Below are 15,487 nucleotides of genomic sequence, written 5' to 3'. Positions count from 1 at the left end.
TTTGATAAAGACCTCTTAGAATAAGAATTGCAGATCAATATTTTCTCTGCTCCCGTGGCTAATAATTAAAAAAAAGATAAACGATAAAATAGCCGAAAAAAAAGTCAAAAAAGAACGGGGATAAATCATACCGACCTATCCCCGTCATCTAAATTAACGCTCTCATATATATAAACAACCAAAAAGGTGATTTATTATATTTGACGTAAAATATTTTTTTATTTTTTTGCTGCCGGCTTTTTTGCTGCTGCTTTTGCTTTCTTTTCAACTACCGGAGCCTCTTCGATTGCTTCCGCTTTTTTCTTTGCAGGCGCCTTAGCTTTTTTAACTTCTACAGTTGGTTCTTCAATTGCTTCAGCTTTCTTTTTAGCAGGTGCTTTTGCTTTTTTAACCTCAGCAGGTACTTCTTCAGCTACGGCTTCTTTCTTCTTAGCCGGAGCTTTCGCTTTTTTAACTTCGGTAACCGGAGCTTCAACAACAGGTTCTTCTTTAACCTCTACTGCTTTCGGCGCATGATCTTGTTGAAGATAGTTTGCCAGGATCTGTCGTAAATATACCTCTGGTTTTGGCATGTTGATGATGGTTCCAGGTTCTTTATCCTGAGATTGTTTAATGTAAGCCGATTTAATTTTGCCCCAATCTTTAGAGTAAAGTCTGATAAACATCTCTACGAATTGTTCGTCTGTATATTTTTTAGGCAACCTACCCAGCACTGCCTGAATTTTTTCTTCTTTTTTATGTAATACCGCCATCGATTTTATTTTGTACAAAGATAGCCGAATTTTATCATTATCAGTTTTTTGCTTTTTTGAGCAAAATGGGTGGTCTAGTAGATCAAATTTGGCGGCCTAAAGTGAGGTCGCCATTTCAGCTTCAACCAACTCGCTTTTTCTGTTTTTAACCAACCGTTCGCGATGTTTTAATCCCCAATCCCTTAGTTCATCAATTACTCTTTCAAGCGATTCACTATAAGGGGTAAGCTCGTAAGTTACGGTAACCGGAGTGGTAGAAAATACTTTCCGGATCACAAATTCATTTAATTCTAAATCTTTAAGTTCTTTCGACAGTATTTTGGGTGTAATTTCTCCAAGTGATTTTTGGATCTCATTAAAACGCAGTGGTCCTTCTTGCAGAGAAATAATCAAAGGAAGTTTCCACTTGCCATTTAACACATAGAGTGCGTCTTTTACCGCATTTAAACTTGCCGTACAGGTTTCTTTATTACGGTGTTCTTTTCTTGGTCCCATAATACAAAGGTATAAGCTTTCGTAAAGGATAGCACTATCCTTTGGGATACTAGTATCTTTTAGATAGTAAAACTATCCAGATTTGACAGCAGTATAACAAACGGCTACTTTTTCCATCCTTTCTGCATCTTTTTATAAGCCTTTTTACTAATTTTTGATTTCTTCTTAGACCTCGATTTCCCTTTCTTCTTTCGGGCATTAATATTGTTTACCAATGAATTTTTAACACCGAGCTTATTCTTTTTTCCTTTTTTCTTTTCTTTCGCCATAACCCAAGTATTTACTAATTAATTAACAGCAGATTGTACTTAAAAGTTCTGATAAACCAATTGAGCTTTTTAACAAAGTAAATTGAGCCTTAAAGCAAAGCTTCACCTCGATTATCAACCTACCTTTGATTCTATAAAATTTAGAAAAATGAAAAAAGTTTGGTTTATAACAGGTAGTTCCCGTGGATTGGGACGTGACCTAACAGCACAAGTATTGGCAAAAGGCGACTTGGTTGCGGCAACAGCAAGAAATACAGCAGCTTTAAAAGAACTTGTAGAAAAATATCCTGATCAGATTTTTCCGATCACTTTAGATGTTACCGATTACGATCAGGTGTATCTGGCAGTAGAATCGGCTGTAGCCCATTTTGGTAAAATAGATGTTTTGGTTAACAATGCGGGTTTTGGTATTGTTGGTGCAGCAGAAGCTTTTACCGAAGAACAGGTGCGCAGTCAGTTGGAAACAAATTTATATGCACCGATCGAAATCACGAGAGCTGTATTGCCATTTATGCGCAAACAACGTTCGGGCAGAATTCTTCAAATCAGCTCGATAGGTGGGCGAGTAGGTAATGCCGGGGTGAGTATTTATCAGGCTGCAAAGTTTGGGTTGAGCGGCTTTAGTGAATCCCTGGCAAAAGAAGTAGTGGATTTAGGGATTTATGTAACCTGTGTAGAACCTGGCGGTTTTCGTACCGATTGGGCTGGTGCCTCAATGTCATATGCACCTCGCGTTGAAGGGTACGAATCTACTGTAGAAAAGCGCTCAGATTTTTTCCAAAGTGGTAACTTTATACCGATGGGCGATCCGCAAAAAGCAGCGAAAGCCATGTTGGCACTGGTAGAGCACCCTGAGCCACCCGTACACCTGGTATTTGGAAGTGAAGCCATTGGAATGCTTAAACATGCTGATGTTACCAGAACTGCCGAAATGGAGAAATGGATGGACGTAAGTTTATCAACCGATCATGATGAGGCTGAGAATTTTTTGGCAACTGACCTGGGTAAATCTTTTACAAAGAAATAATTGGTTGCATCGTCATTTCTAGCGGAGTGCAGCGCAGTCGAGAAATTTATTAAAGATCCATCCATATTTGGCGGTACGTCATTCCCAACCCGATAGCTATCGGGTTGATTGGGAACCACGGAGTGCTCATGAATGCCTCTGAAAAAAGGAAAACTTATGAATAATCTTAATGCCATTACCAAGGCTTATTTGCATTAAGATCCCCGTCTGCACGGGGATGACGATGTCTCGCCATAAATCTATAAATTTGATCAAGATGTCAAATCAAGAGAAACGCCCAAATATCCTGTATTCGTGTTATGCCCAGAAAAGTAGTGAGGGCGAACAGTTTATTCCCAATCATTCGCTGGGATTGGTTATTGCTGGTACATCTGAAATTTTTATCGGAGGAGAGAAATTTGTGTTTTCGGATGGTGATTTTCGTTTTTTCAGGCGAAATCAATTGGCCCGGTATACCAAATACCCGCCAGCAGGAGGAGAGTTTAAGTCGATTAGCATTAACATCGACCAGGATATTCTGCATAGCATCAGCAACGAATATGATCTGCATACGCAAAAGCCGAATCAGGATATTAAAGGTCTGGTGTTAGATGCCAACAGCCTTTTGAAGAATTATATCGATTCGATATGGCCATATTTAGACGGAAATAACGCGTTTAATCAGGCTTTGATCGATTTAAAAGTTAAAGAAGCAGTAATGATTTTATTGCAGACCAACCCAATATTAAAAGATGTGCTTTTCGATTTTTCGGAACCTGGAAAAATTGATCTGGAAGCCTATATGAATGCCAATTATAAATTCAATGTAGATATTAACCGTTTTGCTTATTTAACGGGAAGAAGTTTGGCCACATTTAAAAGGGATTTTGAGAAGATCTTTAACCTTTCTCCCAATCGCTGGCTGYAGAAAAAGCGCTTGAATGATGCCTATTATCTCCTGACCGAAAAAGGCTGGAAATCATCAGATGTTTATCTCGAAGTTGGTTTTAAAGACCTGTCGCATTTCTCTTTCGCCTTTAAAAAAGCTTATGGCATGGCGCCATCCAGGGTAGGTGTTTAATTTATGCTGCTTTCAAAATATAAAAGAGGTTGTATCATAAAGGTGATTTCACCTCAGATGCTGTCATGTTGATCTTGTCGAAACACTTTAAGGAGTAATTTAAAAGGTCCTTCGACAAGCTCAGGATGACAAATCTATATTTATGATACAACCTCTTTAAAATTTTAATTTCGTTATTAAACCTTTTTTGGAGGAAGATCAAAGGCTATTGCCTCATGCTCAAAATGGCCGTTATGTGCACCATCGCAAAAAGGCTTGTTTTTTGATAAACCACAACGGCAGATCGAAAGTACTTCTCTGCCCTGTAAGCCATATGTGTTCCCGTTTCTATCTACAATTTCGAAATCGCCCTCAATTTTAACAGAGCCGTTATTGTTAATGGTAAGTTTTGTTTTAGACATGTATGTGTTAGTTTAGTGCAAAACTAAAGCATTGAAGTGGTAATTTCTGAACGGTTTTCTATTTAGAAACATTCTCTTCTTGGACTAAGCCTCTTTTTTAATGACGTAGGCAATCATGTCTGTCCTGATCTCGAAAGCCAATTTATGATAAAGTTTAATGGCGGCTTCATTATCATTTCTAACATGTAAAAACGGTATTTCCGAACGGAGCAATATTCTTTTAATCTGTTCTTGTAAAATCTTAAAAGCATAACCTTTGCCTAAATGATCGGGGTGAGTACAAACCGCACTTACTTCACGGTAAGGGCTGGGATGGAACCGGTGTCCGGCCATAGCTGCCAATTTCCCATCAACAAATATGCCTGTGTAATTACTAAGCTCGATGGTTTTGGCCAAAAATGGTCCTGGTTTGGTCAGCTCTACCAGGTCGATCATTTCTGTAACGTGTTCCAGACTAAGGTCTGTTATTCCAGTTGCCTCTGCAGTTGGTGTTTCTTTGCCGCGAAAAACAAATTGAAACATATCGATATGGGTTAGCAATTTCCACTTCTTAGGTATTTCGACCGGTGTTTTGGAGAAAAATACGAAAAGGCTTTCTGCAGGACTGATTTGATAAAGCGTGTCTAGATTCTCCTGCGAATTATCTTTTAAGCCGGCAAATGCGGTGATATCTTCGATATAATATTTTACCTCTTCAAGGCCTTTTGCAATATGGCTATGTCCGGATGTTAAGGCATAATAAATTGGATTATCCAATACGTGTTCCATCCCGCAAAGATATTAAATGCTAAATCAGACGAGGTAATTTTTACACAGATTAGCTAAAATCATTATTGGTTTAAAAAAGTTTCCACCAGATGTGCTGTAATCTCAATTGTTTTGTTGCTTACATCCGGGTTCAGGTTTTCACCAATCATAGCGCCATGCATACCAGGTAAAATAACCAGTTGCGCATTTGCAATCAATCTCGACATTTTAACCACATGTTCGGGCTTGATCACATCTTTATCTGCCACCATTAAAAGCGTATCGGCGGTAATTCCCTTCAGATCGTCATCGCTGAGGTCGACAAAATCGAGCATGCGCTGTTTGTCCTTTTCGAACATCGTTTGCAGCGCGTTTTGATCTGGGTTTACTGCTAAAAAAGCTGTTTTAAGCGGTTCGGGCATATGGTCGATGGTTGCATCTCCAAAGCCATTATAAAAGCCATCAATTAAACCTTCCCGTTGGTAATTGGCCGAAATGACAATGATTTTATTCACCACAGCCGGATGGTGTGCTGCAATATGTAAGGTTGTTGTTCCGCCGTTGCTGAAGCCTAGAAAATTGGCTTTCGTTATTTTTAGCTGATTTAATAAAGTGGTCACGTCTTTTGCATCCTGCTCAAAAGATTCTGCCTGGTCACGGTCGCTGGTACGTCCATGAGCCTGAAGCTCAACAGCTATAACCCGACCGGATTTTGCCAAAAAAGTAATAAGTCTGCCGAATGAAGATTGAATGGTGGAACCGCCGCCATGTATCAATACCAACGGAATTTCTCCCTCCCCGTAAATTTCATAATACATGTTAATGCCATTTATCTTTTCATGTCCTGCTTTTTTATATGTTGCCATCGGTCTCGGTTTAAAATTTGCTATACAAATCTAAATAAGCTATCTGAAAATAAGGTGCCAATAACAGACAAATTTAGGGTGGTTTGCGCCATTCGGAATATTAGAGCCTGTTTAAATTTGATACAATTATTTTACTTATCTAACATTTTTGTCACCCTGAGGGGAGTCGATTGCTTTTAATGTATCGAAAAACGGGTCTTCGACTACACTACCATTGACAGCCCAAATAGAAAGATCGTCATTGCGAGGCACGAAGATAACCGAACGGAGTGAGCTCATGAATGCCGTTAAAAACAACTGCGAAAATGAATAATCTTAAAGCGCTCGCTACTAGCGATAGTTGTAAGATTGCTTCGTCGGCTGAAAAAGCCTTCTCGCAATGACGATAATCTGAGGAGATTTAATTTTTTAAATTCTCCTGTCATTAATATTGATTTTTATAAAATAAATTATCCCTCAGACTGACATACTAATAATTTATAATTAAATTAAACAGGCTCTTATTTTTTAAGCTTTTTTACTTTTTTGATATAGGCGCCCAGAAATTGATCGATACCTGTTGCGGCATATCCTAATAGCCTGGAGTTTTCGCCCAGCTCGGAAGAAACTATCGTTGTTTTTTCTCTGATTTGGGTCATGCAATAAGTGTTTATTGCCTGTTGCATGGGTAATGTGATGTATTGTTTGGCCCCGGCAATTTTGCCGCTTAAAATAATCAGTTCGGGGTTGAATAACTGGATCAGAACAGCTATTCCTTTGCCCATGTGAGTGCCAACATTGGAGAGCAGCTGAATAGCGTATTGATCACCTTTATTGGCTGCCTTAATAATCAGGGCGGGCTCAATTCTTTCCAGTTCTTCGTTCGAGAGATTAGTGAGCATAGAGTTTTTGCCCAATAAAATACCTTCTTTTGCCATTTCTGACAGTGCGTTTCCAGACGCAACGGTCTCGAGGCAGCCGTGTTTTCCACAGTAACAGAGTGCGCCATTCTCTACAAAAGGCATATGGCCCAATTCGCCAGAGAAACCGCAGTTACCTTGCCTCAATTTTCCGTCCATTATAATGCCTAAACCCACACCCCAATCCATTAACAATACGAGTACATTCTTTTTGCCCTTAGCCATTCCGTGGGTAAATTCTGCCATTGATGAGCCATTCACATCGTTTTGGATCACTACAGGTATATTTAGCATTTTTTCAAATGCGGCTGTTAAAGGGATATTTTCATCATCGCTTAGGAAATAACTGTAATTTTCTCCCTTTTCAGCATCAATTAAGCCAGGCATGCCAACACTGCAGCCAATAAACTGCCTATGCTGAATACCTGCCGATTTTAAGATATCCTGAAGGTGTGTACGTAAAATATTGAAAAAATCAGTCCTGCTTTTTGAAATAGGCACTGAAATGGTTTTAACATCCAACACAAAATTATAATTGTTGTCAATAATGGCTATTTTGGTATGAAATAATTCAATGTCTATACAGAGAATCAGAATCTTTTTATCCTTTAAACGATAAAGGTCGGGTTTTCGCCCCCCAATAGATAAACCATAGCCCTTCTTTTCTATCCAGCCTTCATCAATAAGGCCAAGCAGAAGCTTCAGGATACTCGGCGTACTCATTTCCATAATTTCACATAAAGTAGAAACTGAAGATGCCCCTAAATTAAAAAGGTATTTTATGAGCTTGTGTTTTTGGATCGACTGCTTATCGTTAATATCTGACGTTAGGTTATTTAATAGACTAAGATTCATGTCGTTAATTGCACTATTTCGATAAATATAGATAACTTCTATTAAAAATTTATTAAAGTTTTTTTAATACGTAAAGAAATCAACGATGTTTTGTCTTTACAATAATTTCTTATTAACATTAACCTTGTAATTTTAATCTAACCAGATTGGTAAACACTATGTTCCAGCACCCTAATGCTTTTGGAACCAAACTATCATATAAGTTTTTACAACACCAAGAAACAAATGAAAACTAAAGAAGAACCACAAAATGAACAAAACACCAGACGCGATTTTATCAAAAAATCTGCGATTGGCCTGGCAGCATTTACCATTGTCCCGAGGTATGTATTGGGCGGACAAGGATATCTTGCCCCAAGCGATAAATTAACCAAAGCCGTAATAGGTGTTGGCGGAATGGGCAGAGGCCATTTTGGCTACGAAGGTACCCAGGTAGTAGCCATATGTGATGTTGATCAGAACCACCTTAAACAAGCAGCATCAATGTTAGATAAAGGTGTAAAAACATTTAGTGATTATAGAGAACTGATACAATTACCTGAGGTAGATATTGTACACATTGCTACCCCGCCACACTGGCATGGTATAATGGCTGTCGATGCTGCCAATGCAGGAAAAGATATTTGGTGTGAAAAACCAATGACACATACCATAGGCGAGGGCAAAAGGGTGGTAGAAGCGGTAAAACAGCACGGTAGAATGTTTAGGTTAAATACCTGGTTTAGGTTTAAAGATACCTTTTACGGAATGGGCACTACTGTAAAACCGATTAAAAAATTGGTAGATAGTGGTATGCTGGGCTGGCCATTAAAAGTAACCGTAAGTAAACATACCGGCTACGACTGGAAATTTTATTGGGTGGGCAAAGATCATTTAGAACCTCAACCCGTACCGCCAGAATTAGATTATAATGCATGGTTAGGCCCTGCACCATATAAGCCTTACAATGCACACCGTGTTCACCAAACTTTTAGAGGTTATTGGGATTATGATGGTGGTGGATTAAGTGATATGGGACAACATTATATCGACCCGATTCAATACTTTTTGGGTAAGGATGATACCAACCCAATTTCTGTAGAGGTTGATGCACCACAACAACATACCGATGCGGTAGGCATTTGGCGCAGGATTACCTATACTTATGCCGATGGCTGCCAGATTATTTTAGACGGTGAAGGTAAAGATACCAATGTACCTTATATAGAAGGTCCAAAAGGTAAATTGTATCCGGGTTTTAAATCTGATATTCCTGATCTGGAACGTAAACTGGCGCAATTCCCTGATCCTGATCCGGAGATTGTAGAATTTTCAGAATCAGTAAGGACGAGGAAAAAATTCGCTTTAAATGAAGAGAACGGACACCGTTCATGCAACATTGTAAATATTGGTTTGGCTGCCTTAAGATTGGGAAGATCGTTAAAATTCGACCCGGTTAAGCAAGAATTCGTAGATGATGAGGCTGCTAACAGATTGATTAATCCCGTAATGCGTGCACCATATTCTATTTAAAACATCTCAAATACAAACCATCATGAACAAAAAAATATTATTGGTGCTGCTAGCCATTGTAATGCTTACAAATGCATTATTTACGGTAAGGGCCCTGGCTCAAGATAAAAAAGACGAGAGAACTACAACCACACGTATTGCCGATTTATTGGCACAGCTACCCGCTAGAAATGCTGACCAGCTAGAACGCAATATGAAAGAAGTGGCCGATTTAGGGGAAGAGGGTTACGTAGCCTTAATTAGTGGTTTAACCGCTTCTGAAAAAGGAAACAACGCCCTTATTGAGTATGCGGTCGGTGGTTTTACTGCTTATGCGACCAAAACTGGTCAACAGAATTTAAAGAGTATGGCTATCAGCGCTTATTGCAAAGCGTTACCCAAACTAACCGATAAACAGAACAAAGCATTTATCATCAGTCAGTTCGATTTAGTAGGGAATGATGCTGCGGTAGCCTGTTTAACAGATTATCTTGCTGACGAACAACTGGCTGACGAAGCATCGAGAGCACTGGCCAAAATTGGCACAGCCTCTGCTACAAATGCATTGGTTAGTGGCTTGAGTAAAGCAAACGGCAAAGCAAAAATTGCCATTGTGGAAGCATTGGGCCATACTAACGCTAAAGCAGCAGCTACAGCTATTGCGCCATTAGCTACTGGAACAGATAAAGCATTAACCAAGGTAAGTTTGTATGCCCTGGCAAATATTGGCGATGCATCTGCAAAAGAAATTTTGGTAAAAGCTGCTGAACAAGCAGGTTATAAATACGACCAAACCAATGCGGTTGCAGCTTTATTGGTTTACGCCCAGAAAAACATAACAACAGATAAAACTGGAGTAGAAACAATTGCCAAAACAATATTAGAAAAAGCAACGGCTGACGATCAGGTAAACGAACGTACTGCGGCCTTAAAATTACTTTCTGCAACACAGACCGATCAACAGGCTTTGTTAGCTGCAATGGCCGATAAACAGTTTGAATTTCGTGCGGCTGCGGTTAAATTCGCTGCTGCAGGTGTAAATGATACCAATAGTGCAGTCTGGGTAAGCCAGTTAAAAAAGGTTGATGCCCCAACCCAGGTTTCTATTTTAGACATGCTTGGCAATAGCAAAGCAAAATCTGCATTGCCCGCCGTACTCAAACTAATTAAAAGCGACGATGAGCAGGTAAAACTGGCTGCAATTAACACCGCTGTAAAACTTGGACAGGAAGAGGTTATAGACGACCTGCTGAAGTTAATGGGCAAAGGAGATACAGCAGATATTGCCGGCATTTCTAATGGTATTTTAAGAATAAAAGGCGAAAGTGTAGCCAATAAAGTTGGCGCTTATCTTCCGAAAGCTAAACCAGAAGTACAGGTTGCCTTGATTAATATTTTAGCTGCCCGTGCAGCAACAAGCCAAACGGAAGTTATTTATACTGCATTAAACAGTAAAAAACCTGAAGTACGAAAAGCAGCATACCTTTCATTACAACATGTAGCAGTAGCTGAAAATAAAGCGCAATTATTTGATCTTTTAAATAAAACCACCGATGCCGGTGAACTTACTGCTGTACAAGATGCCATTATTGCTTCGGTAAAAGGATCAACAGATAAAGCGGCACAAACCAATGCCATTCTTCAGCAAATGAGCAATACACCTGCTGATAAGAAATTGTTGTTTTATAAGGTGCTGGGCAGTTTAGGTGGCCAGCAATCGTTAAAATCGGTGTTAGAAGCGTATGCCACAGGCGATGACGCCACCAAAAAAGCTGCAATTGAAGCACTTTCTTCATGGTCGGATGCAGGCGCAACGGATGCATTGATCAGCATTGCGCGTACCACCACCAATCCAGACTTTTTGAACCAGGCGATTGTGGGTTACCTAACTTTAGTAAGAAATACAAAGTACCCAGCTGAGCAACGCTTACTATTGTTGCGCAATGCGATGGCAGTGGCTAAAACACCAGCACAACAACAGCAGATTCTTAAAGATACCGAACAGGCAAAATGTTTTAATGCGATTGTATTTGCAGGTCAGTATTTAGATAATGCTACTTTACAACAGGCTGCGGCAAACGCGGTGATGAATATTACCATGGCCGGAACTTACAATGGCGACATTGTAAAAGGCTTGTTAAATAAAACCATTGCCGTAATTACCGGAGGCGATGCCGGTTATCAGAAAGAAGGTATGCGGAAGTATATTTCTGAGATGAAAGCTGGCGAAGGCTTTGTTCAGGTTTTTAACGGCAAAGATTTATCCGGCTGGAAAGGATTGGTGGCCGATCCGATCAAAAGATCAAAAATGGATGAAAAAACCTTAGCCGAAGCGCAAGCCAAAGCTGATGCCGAAGCAAAGGAAAGCTGGAAAGTGATCAACGGCGAACTACAGTTTCAAAGTCATGGCAATAACCTTGCTACCGTTAAAAAATATGGCGATTTTGAAATGTTGGTAGACTGGAAAATCATCGACGATAAAAAAGGAGAAGGTGATGCGGGTATTTATCTCCGCGGTACGCCACAGGTACAGATCTGGGATCTTGCCCGTACAAAAGTGGGTGCCCAGGTTGGGTCTGGTGGTTTGTACAACAATCAAACGAATGAAAGTAAACCGCTTAAAGTAGCCGACAACAAGTTAGATGAGTGGAATACATTCAGAATCTTAATGAAAGGCGACCGTGTTACCGTTTATCTGAACGGACAATTGGTGACCGATAATGTGATTTTGGAGAATTATTGGGACAGAAGTTTGCCGATCTTTGCAGAAGAGCAGATCGAATTGCAGGCGCATGGATCGCCGGTGGCTTACCGCGATATCTATATCAAAGAAATTCCCCGCCCAAAACCTTTTGAGCTAAGTGTACAAGAGAAAAAAGAAGGTTATAAAGTATTGTTCGATGGAACCAATATGCACAGCTGGACAGGTAATACTACTGATTACGTTATCGAAGATGGAAACATCGCTATCCGTCCAAAACCAGGTAAAGGATCAGGCGGTAACTTATTCACCAAAGAAGAATTTAGCGATTTTGTTTATCGTTTCGAATTTCAGTTAACGCCAGGTGCAAACAACGGTTTAGGAATCAGGGCTCCTTTAGAAGGTGATGCTGCTTACGCCGGTATGGAATTGCAGATACTGGATAATGATGCGCCAATTTATAAAGACTTGAAAGTGTACCAGTACCATGGTTCGGTTTATGGCACTATCGCTGCCAAAAGAGGGTTCTTAAAGCCTACCGGAGAGTGGAACTACGAAGAAGTAATTGCCAAAGGATCGAAGATTAAAGTGATTTTAAACGGCACCGTAATTTTAGATGGCGATATCGAACCATTTAAGAAAAACGGCACGCCAGATCATAAAGAACATCCGGGTTTATTACGTGAAAGTGGGCATATAGGCTTCTTAGGTCATGGTTCTCCTGTTCAGTTCCGCAACATCAGGATTAAGGATCTGAGCAAGAAAGAGACAGATCAAAAAGAAACTGATACAAAAGTTACAGGTAAAAAGAAATAAGTTAAATTTAGCATTATAACAGGTTGAATAATGATAGAAGATAAGGCAAATTCGAAAACAGAAAATTCGAGAAGAAACTTTATTAAAACAACAGCACTTGCTGCCGCTGGATTTATGATTGTACCCCGCCATGTGTTGGGTGGGCCAGGTTTTCTGGCGCCAAGCGATCGTTTGCAATTGGCTGGAATAGGTGCAGGTGGAAAAGGAGAGGGCGATATTGCCAGTATTGTTAGGGGAGGAAAAACAGATGTTGCTTTTTTATGCGATGTAGATGATAGAAGAGCTGCAAATTCTCTAAAAAACTTCCCAAAGGCAAAATATTACAAAGATTATCGTGAGTTATTGGATAAAGAAGGTAAAAACATTGATGCCGTAACGGTATCAACACCCGATCATACCCATGCACAAATTGCCATGGCAGCTATGCAATTGGGTAAACACGTGTATGTGCAAAAACCTTTAACGCACGATATTTACGAAGCCAGAATGTTAACGGAAGCCGCAAACCGCTATAAAGTGGTTACGCAGATGGGTAATCAGGGTGCTTCGGGCGATGGGGTAAGAAGACTTCAGGAATGGTACGATGCAGGCAGGATAGGTAAAGTTCATACCGTTTACTGTTGGACTAACCGGCCAGTTTGGCCACAGGGAATCTCATGGCCAAGTGGAAAAGCCGAAATACCGAAAGAACTCGATTGGGATTTGTGGTTGGGCAGTGCTCCATATAAAGAATATGTAAATAAACTGGTTCCCTTTAACTGGAGGGGATGGTGGGATTACGGCACCGGAGCCATTGGCGATATGGGCTGTCACTTGGTAGAGCCTCCTTTTAGGGTGTTAGGCCTGGATACCCCAATCAGCGTAGAATGCAGCGTAGGCAGTGTATATGTTGATGAATTTAAACGTGCCTATTTGCCAGAAAGCTGCCCGCCATCAAGCCACGTCATTTTAACCTTCGCCAAAACCCCAAAAACCAAACACGAGGTTCAGGTGCATTGGATGGATGGAGGCATTAAACCGGAACGTCCAGAAGAATTGGGGCCTAATGAAAGCTTCGGCGATAACGGTGTGCTTTTTATTGGCACAAGAGGTAAGATGATCTGCGAAACCTATGGTAAAAATCCAAAGTTGTTACCACTCTCGCGCAACGAATCAGATAGAACGAAAATCACTATCCCGCGTATCGTTAATCAGGAAGAAGGCCATTATACTCAATTTGCCGAAGCCGCCATTGCTGGTTATGGAAAAATGGAACTGAGCTCGCCATTTGAAATTGCCGGACCACTTACCGAAACTTTATTGATTGCTAATCTCGCCATTAGAGGAACAGATGTACAGCGCAGAGATGCAGCTGGCAAAATCAGTTACCCGGGCAGAGATATCAAAATGCTTTGGGATAAAGTAAATATGAAGGTGACCAATTTTAACGAGGTAAATCAATTTGTGAAACGCGAATACCGTAAAGGCTGGACGTTGGGCGTTTAAGATTTAGTATGTCGACAGAAAATAAGAATTTAAAGGTATTAGTAGTAGGCTGTGGCAATATGGGTGCTTCCCATGCCACAGCTTATCACACCTTACCCGGTTTTGAAATTTGCGGATTGGTTTCTACCGGTAAAAGCAAAGAAAAGCTTAATGAAAAATTAGGTGGACAATATGATTTGTATACTGATTTTTATGAGGCACTTGAAATAACCAAACCAGATGCCGTTTGCATTTCTACTTATCCCGATACACACGAAGCTTATGCCATAAAATCTTTCGAAAATGGTTGCCATGTGTTTATCGAAAAACCATTGGCCGATAGCGTAGAAGGTGCAATAAAGGTGGCAGAAGCTGCTAAAAAAGCGAATAAAAAGTTATTAGTGGGTTATATCCTCCGCTATCATCCTTCATGGGAGAAATTTACAGCGCTCGCCCTGGAAATGGGAAAACCTTTGGTGATGCGTATGAACCTGAACCAACAGAGCCATGGACCTAAATGGATGGTGCACCGTAACCTGATGAAAAGTTTAAGCCCAATTGTTGATTGTGCCGTTCATTATATCGATATTATGTGTCAAATGACCCGATCGAAGCCTGTACAGGTGAGTGCCATTGGTGCCAGGCTTACTGACGATATCCCGGAGTGGAATTACAATTACGGGCAGCTGCAAATTCGTTTCGAAGATGGTTCTATCGGTTGGTACGAAGCTGGCTGGGGCCCGATGGTGAGTGATAATGCTTTTTTTATTAAAGATGTTTTTGGTCCAAAGGGATCAGTATCTATCACGGCTAAAAAAGCAGGTGCAGCCGGAAACTCTGATAACATTGATGCGCATACCAAAACCGAATCGATTAAAATACATCATGCCGATTTAGATGCCAATGATGAATTCAGCAAAGCTGATGAATGGGTAGACCTTACCGATGAGCCCGATCATCAGGAACTGTGCAACCGCGAGCAACGTTATTTCTTAAAAGCCATTACAGAAGATATCAATTTAAATGACGCTACTGAAGATGCTGTAAACAGCTTAAGGATTGCTTTTGCCTGCGATGAATCGGTAAAAACAGGTGAAATGATCAGGTTAGAATAAAATTCTTCCTCGTCATTTCGATTGCTGCGGTCGTCCTGCTGAACTTGTTTTATTAGCAGTTTTTATTGTTTTAAAGGCCTAATAGCTACTTCGTGGTCAGCATCTATGTAGCTCGAAAATAATATAGCGGTCACTCCGGCAGAAAACATGTCTGTTATTGCAGAATTAAAAGCGCCAGAGGTAGGTAGTCTTCAAACTACTCACTTCATCTTGAAGGTTACCGATAACGGAACACCCCGGCTAAGCCTATATAAAAGAGTAATTGTAACCATTCTTCCAAAGTAATGAACGATAAAAACAGGGCGTTTTTACTTAAGAATTGTGTTTTTTATTCGAATGTTGAAGAAGATTGGGATCAATACCAAAAGTTGTGGAGTAGTCATTTTTAAGCATACAATTGAGTTAGCCTGTATAGGAAAAACTTTACGCATTTCACGCCACGAAATTGGGATCTAAACGCTTTAATCTTTGCATTGAATGATTCGGCAGAAGCATTGGTTGCATTGAATGATTCGGCAGAAGCATTGGT

The 15,487-nt window shown here is 40.3% G+C and carries 14 protein-coding genes; 7 read left to right on the top strand and 7 right to left on the bottom strand.

The features are described 5' to 3' along the window. Window positions 1–218: 218 nt before the first annotated feature. The 3 genes from AC1DNH_RS16635 to AC1DNH_RS16625 all read right to left on the bottom strand — a co-directional run bounded on the left by AC1DNH_RS16635 (window position 219) and on the right by AC1DNH_RS16625 (window position 1,516). Window positions 219–752 carry a hypothetical protein gene (locus AC1DNH_RS16635; RefSeq protein WP_477578363.1) on the bottom strand — a complete coding sequence of 178 codons (534 nt, stop codon included), beginning with the start codon at window positions 750–752 and terminating at the stop codon, window positions 219–221. Between the two features lie 96 nt (window positions 753–848). Beyond that, window positions 849–1,247: a winged helix-turn-helix transcriptional regulator gene (locus AC1DNH_RS16630; RefSeq protein WP_477578361.1), complete on the bottom strand. Its 399-nt coding sequence runs from the start codon at window positions 1,245–1,247 to the stop codon at window positions 849–851. Between the two features lie 104 nt (window positions 1,248–1,351). After that, window positions 1,352–1,516 (bottom strand): hypothetical protein, encoded by a 165-nt coding sequence (locus AC1DNH_RS16625; protein WP_477578360.1) that lies wholly within the window; start codon window positions 1,514–1,516, stop codon window positions 1,352–1,354. A gap of 148 nt (window positions 1,517–1,664) precedes the next feature. On the opposite strand from AC1DNH_RS16625, the gene AC1DNH_RS16620 reads away from it, so the two are divergent. Together AC1DNH_RS16620 and AC1DNH_RS16615 are read left to right on the top strand one after the other, a co-directional pair. Then, window positions 1,665–2,543, top strand: coding sequence for an oxidoreductase (locus AC1DNH_RS16620; protein ID WP_477578358.1), 879 nt, complete (start codon window positions 1,665–1,667; stop codon window positions 2,541–2,543). A gap of 256 nt (window positions 2,544–2,799) precedes the next feature. Continuing rightward, window positions 2,800–3,603, top strand: coding sequence for a helix-turn-helix domain-containing protein (locus AC1DNH_RS16615; protein WP_477625523.1), 804 nt, complete (start codon window positions 2,800–2,802; stop codon window positions 3,601–3,603). A 176-nt stretch (window positions 3,604–3,779) separates the two neighbouring features. Here AC1DNH_RS16615 and AC1DNH_RS16610 read toward each other — a convergent pair whose 3' ends face one another. From AC1DNH_RS16610 to AC1DNH_RS16595, 4 genes are all read right to left on the bottom strand, one after another. Continuing rightward, the gene (locus tag AC1DNH_RS16610) at window positions 3,780–4,004 is read right to left on the bottom strand and encodes a CDGSH iron-sulfur domain-containing protein (RefSeq protein WP_086548824.1); all 225 of its coding nucleotides are present in this window, start codon (window positions 4,002–4,004) and stop codon (window positions 3,780–3,782) included. Between the two features lie 84 nt (window positions 4,005–4,088). Then, window positions 4,089–4,772, bottom strand: a complete 684-nt coding sequence (locus tag AC1DNH_RS16605) for a GNAT family N-acetyltransferase (protein ID WP_477578354.1) — start codon at window positions 4,770–4,772, stop codon at window positions 4,089–4,091. Between the two features lie 62 nt (window positions 4,773–4,834). Next, complete coding sequence (locus AC1DNH_RS16600; protein WP_477608691.1) at window positions 4,835–5,617, bottom strand: alpha/beta fold hydrolase; 783 nt, start codon at window positions 5,615–5,617, stop codon at window positions 4,835–4,837. 500 nt (window positions 5,618–6,117) lie between these two features. Continuing rightward, window positions 6,118–7,371 carry an ROK family protein gene (locus tag AC1DNH_RS16595; protein WP_477578351.1) on the bottom strand — a complete coding sequence of 418 codons (1,254 nt, stop codon included), beginning with the start codon at window positions 7,369–7,371 and terminating at the stop codon, window positions 6,118–6,120. A gap of 225 nt (window positions 7,372–7,596) precedes the next feature. Between AC1DNH_RS16595 and AC1DNH_RS16590 the strand changes: the two genes are divergently transcribed. From AC1DNH_RS16590 to AC1DNH_RS16570, 5 genes are all read left to right on the top strand, one after another. After that, entirely contained in the window at window positions 7,597–8,883 is a 1,287-nt protein-coding gene (locus tag AC1DNH_RS16590) for a Gfo/Idh/MocA family oxidoreductase (RefSeq protein ID WP_477578349.1), read from the top strand. Window positions 8,884–8,905: 22 nt separating this feature from the next. After that, on the top strand, window positions 8,906–12,379 hold the full coding sequence (locus tag AC1DNH_RS16585) for a 3-keto-alpha-glucoside-1,2-lyase-like domain-containing protein (protein WP_477609118.1): 3,474 nt from the start codon (window positions 8,906–8,908) through the stop codon (window positions 12,377–12,379). 30 nt (window positions 12,380–12,409) lie between these two features. Next, window positions 12,410–13,864, top strand: a complete 1,455-nt coding sequence (locus tag AC1DNH_RS16580; protein ID WP_477584921.1) for a Gfo/Idh/MocA family protein — start codon at window positions 12,410–12,412, stop codon at window positions 13,862–13,864. Window positions 13,865–13,872: 8 nt separating this feature from the next. Next, the gene (locus AC1DNH_RS16575; RefSeq protein WP_477609116.1) at window positions 13,873–14,958 is read left to right on the top strand and encodes a Gfo/Idh/MocA family oxidoreductase; all 1,086 of its coding nucleotides are present in this window, start codon (window positions 13,873–13,875) and stop codon (window positions 14,956–14,958) included. A gap of 123 nt (window positions 14,959–15,081) precedes the next feature. Further along, window positions 15,082–15,243 (top strand): hypothetical protein, encoded by a 162-nt coding sequence (locus AC1DNH_RS16570; protein WP_477584923.1) that lies wholly within the window; start codon window positions 15,082–15,084, stop codon window positions 15,241–15,243. Window positions 15,244–15,487 lie beyond the last annotated feature (244 nt).

The organism is Pedobacter sp. 01N310, from assembly GCF_056399805.1.
Note: the sequence above shows the minus strand (reverse complement) of the source record. Positions and strands in the feature narration are given on the sequence as shown.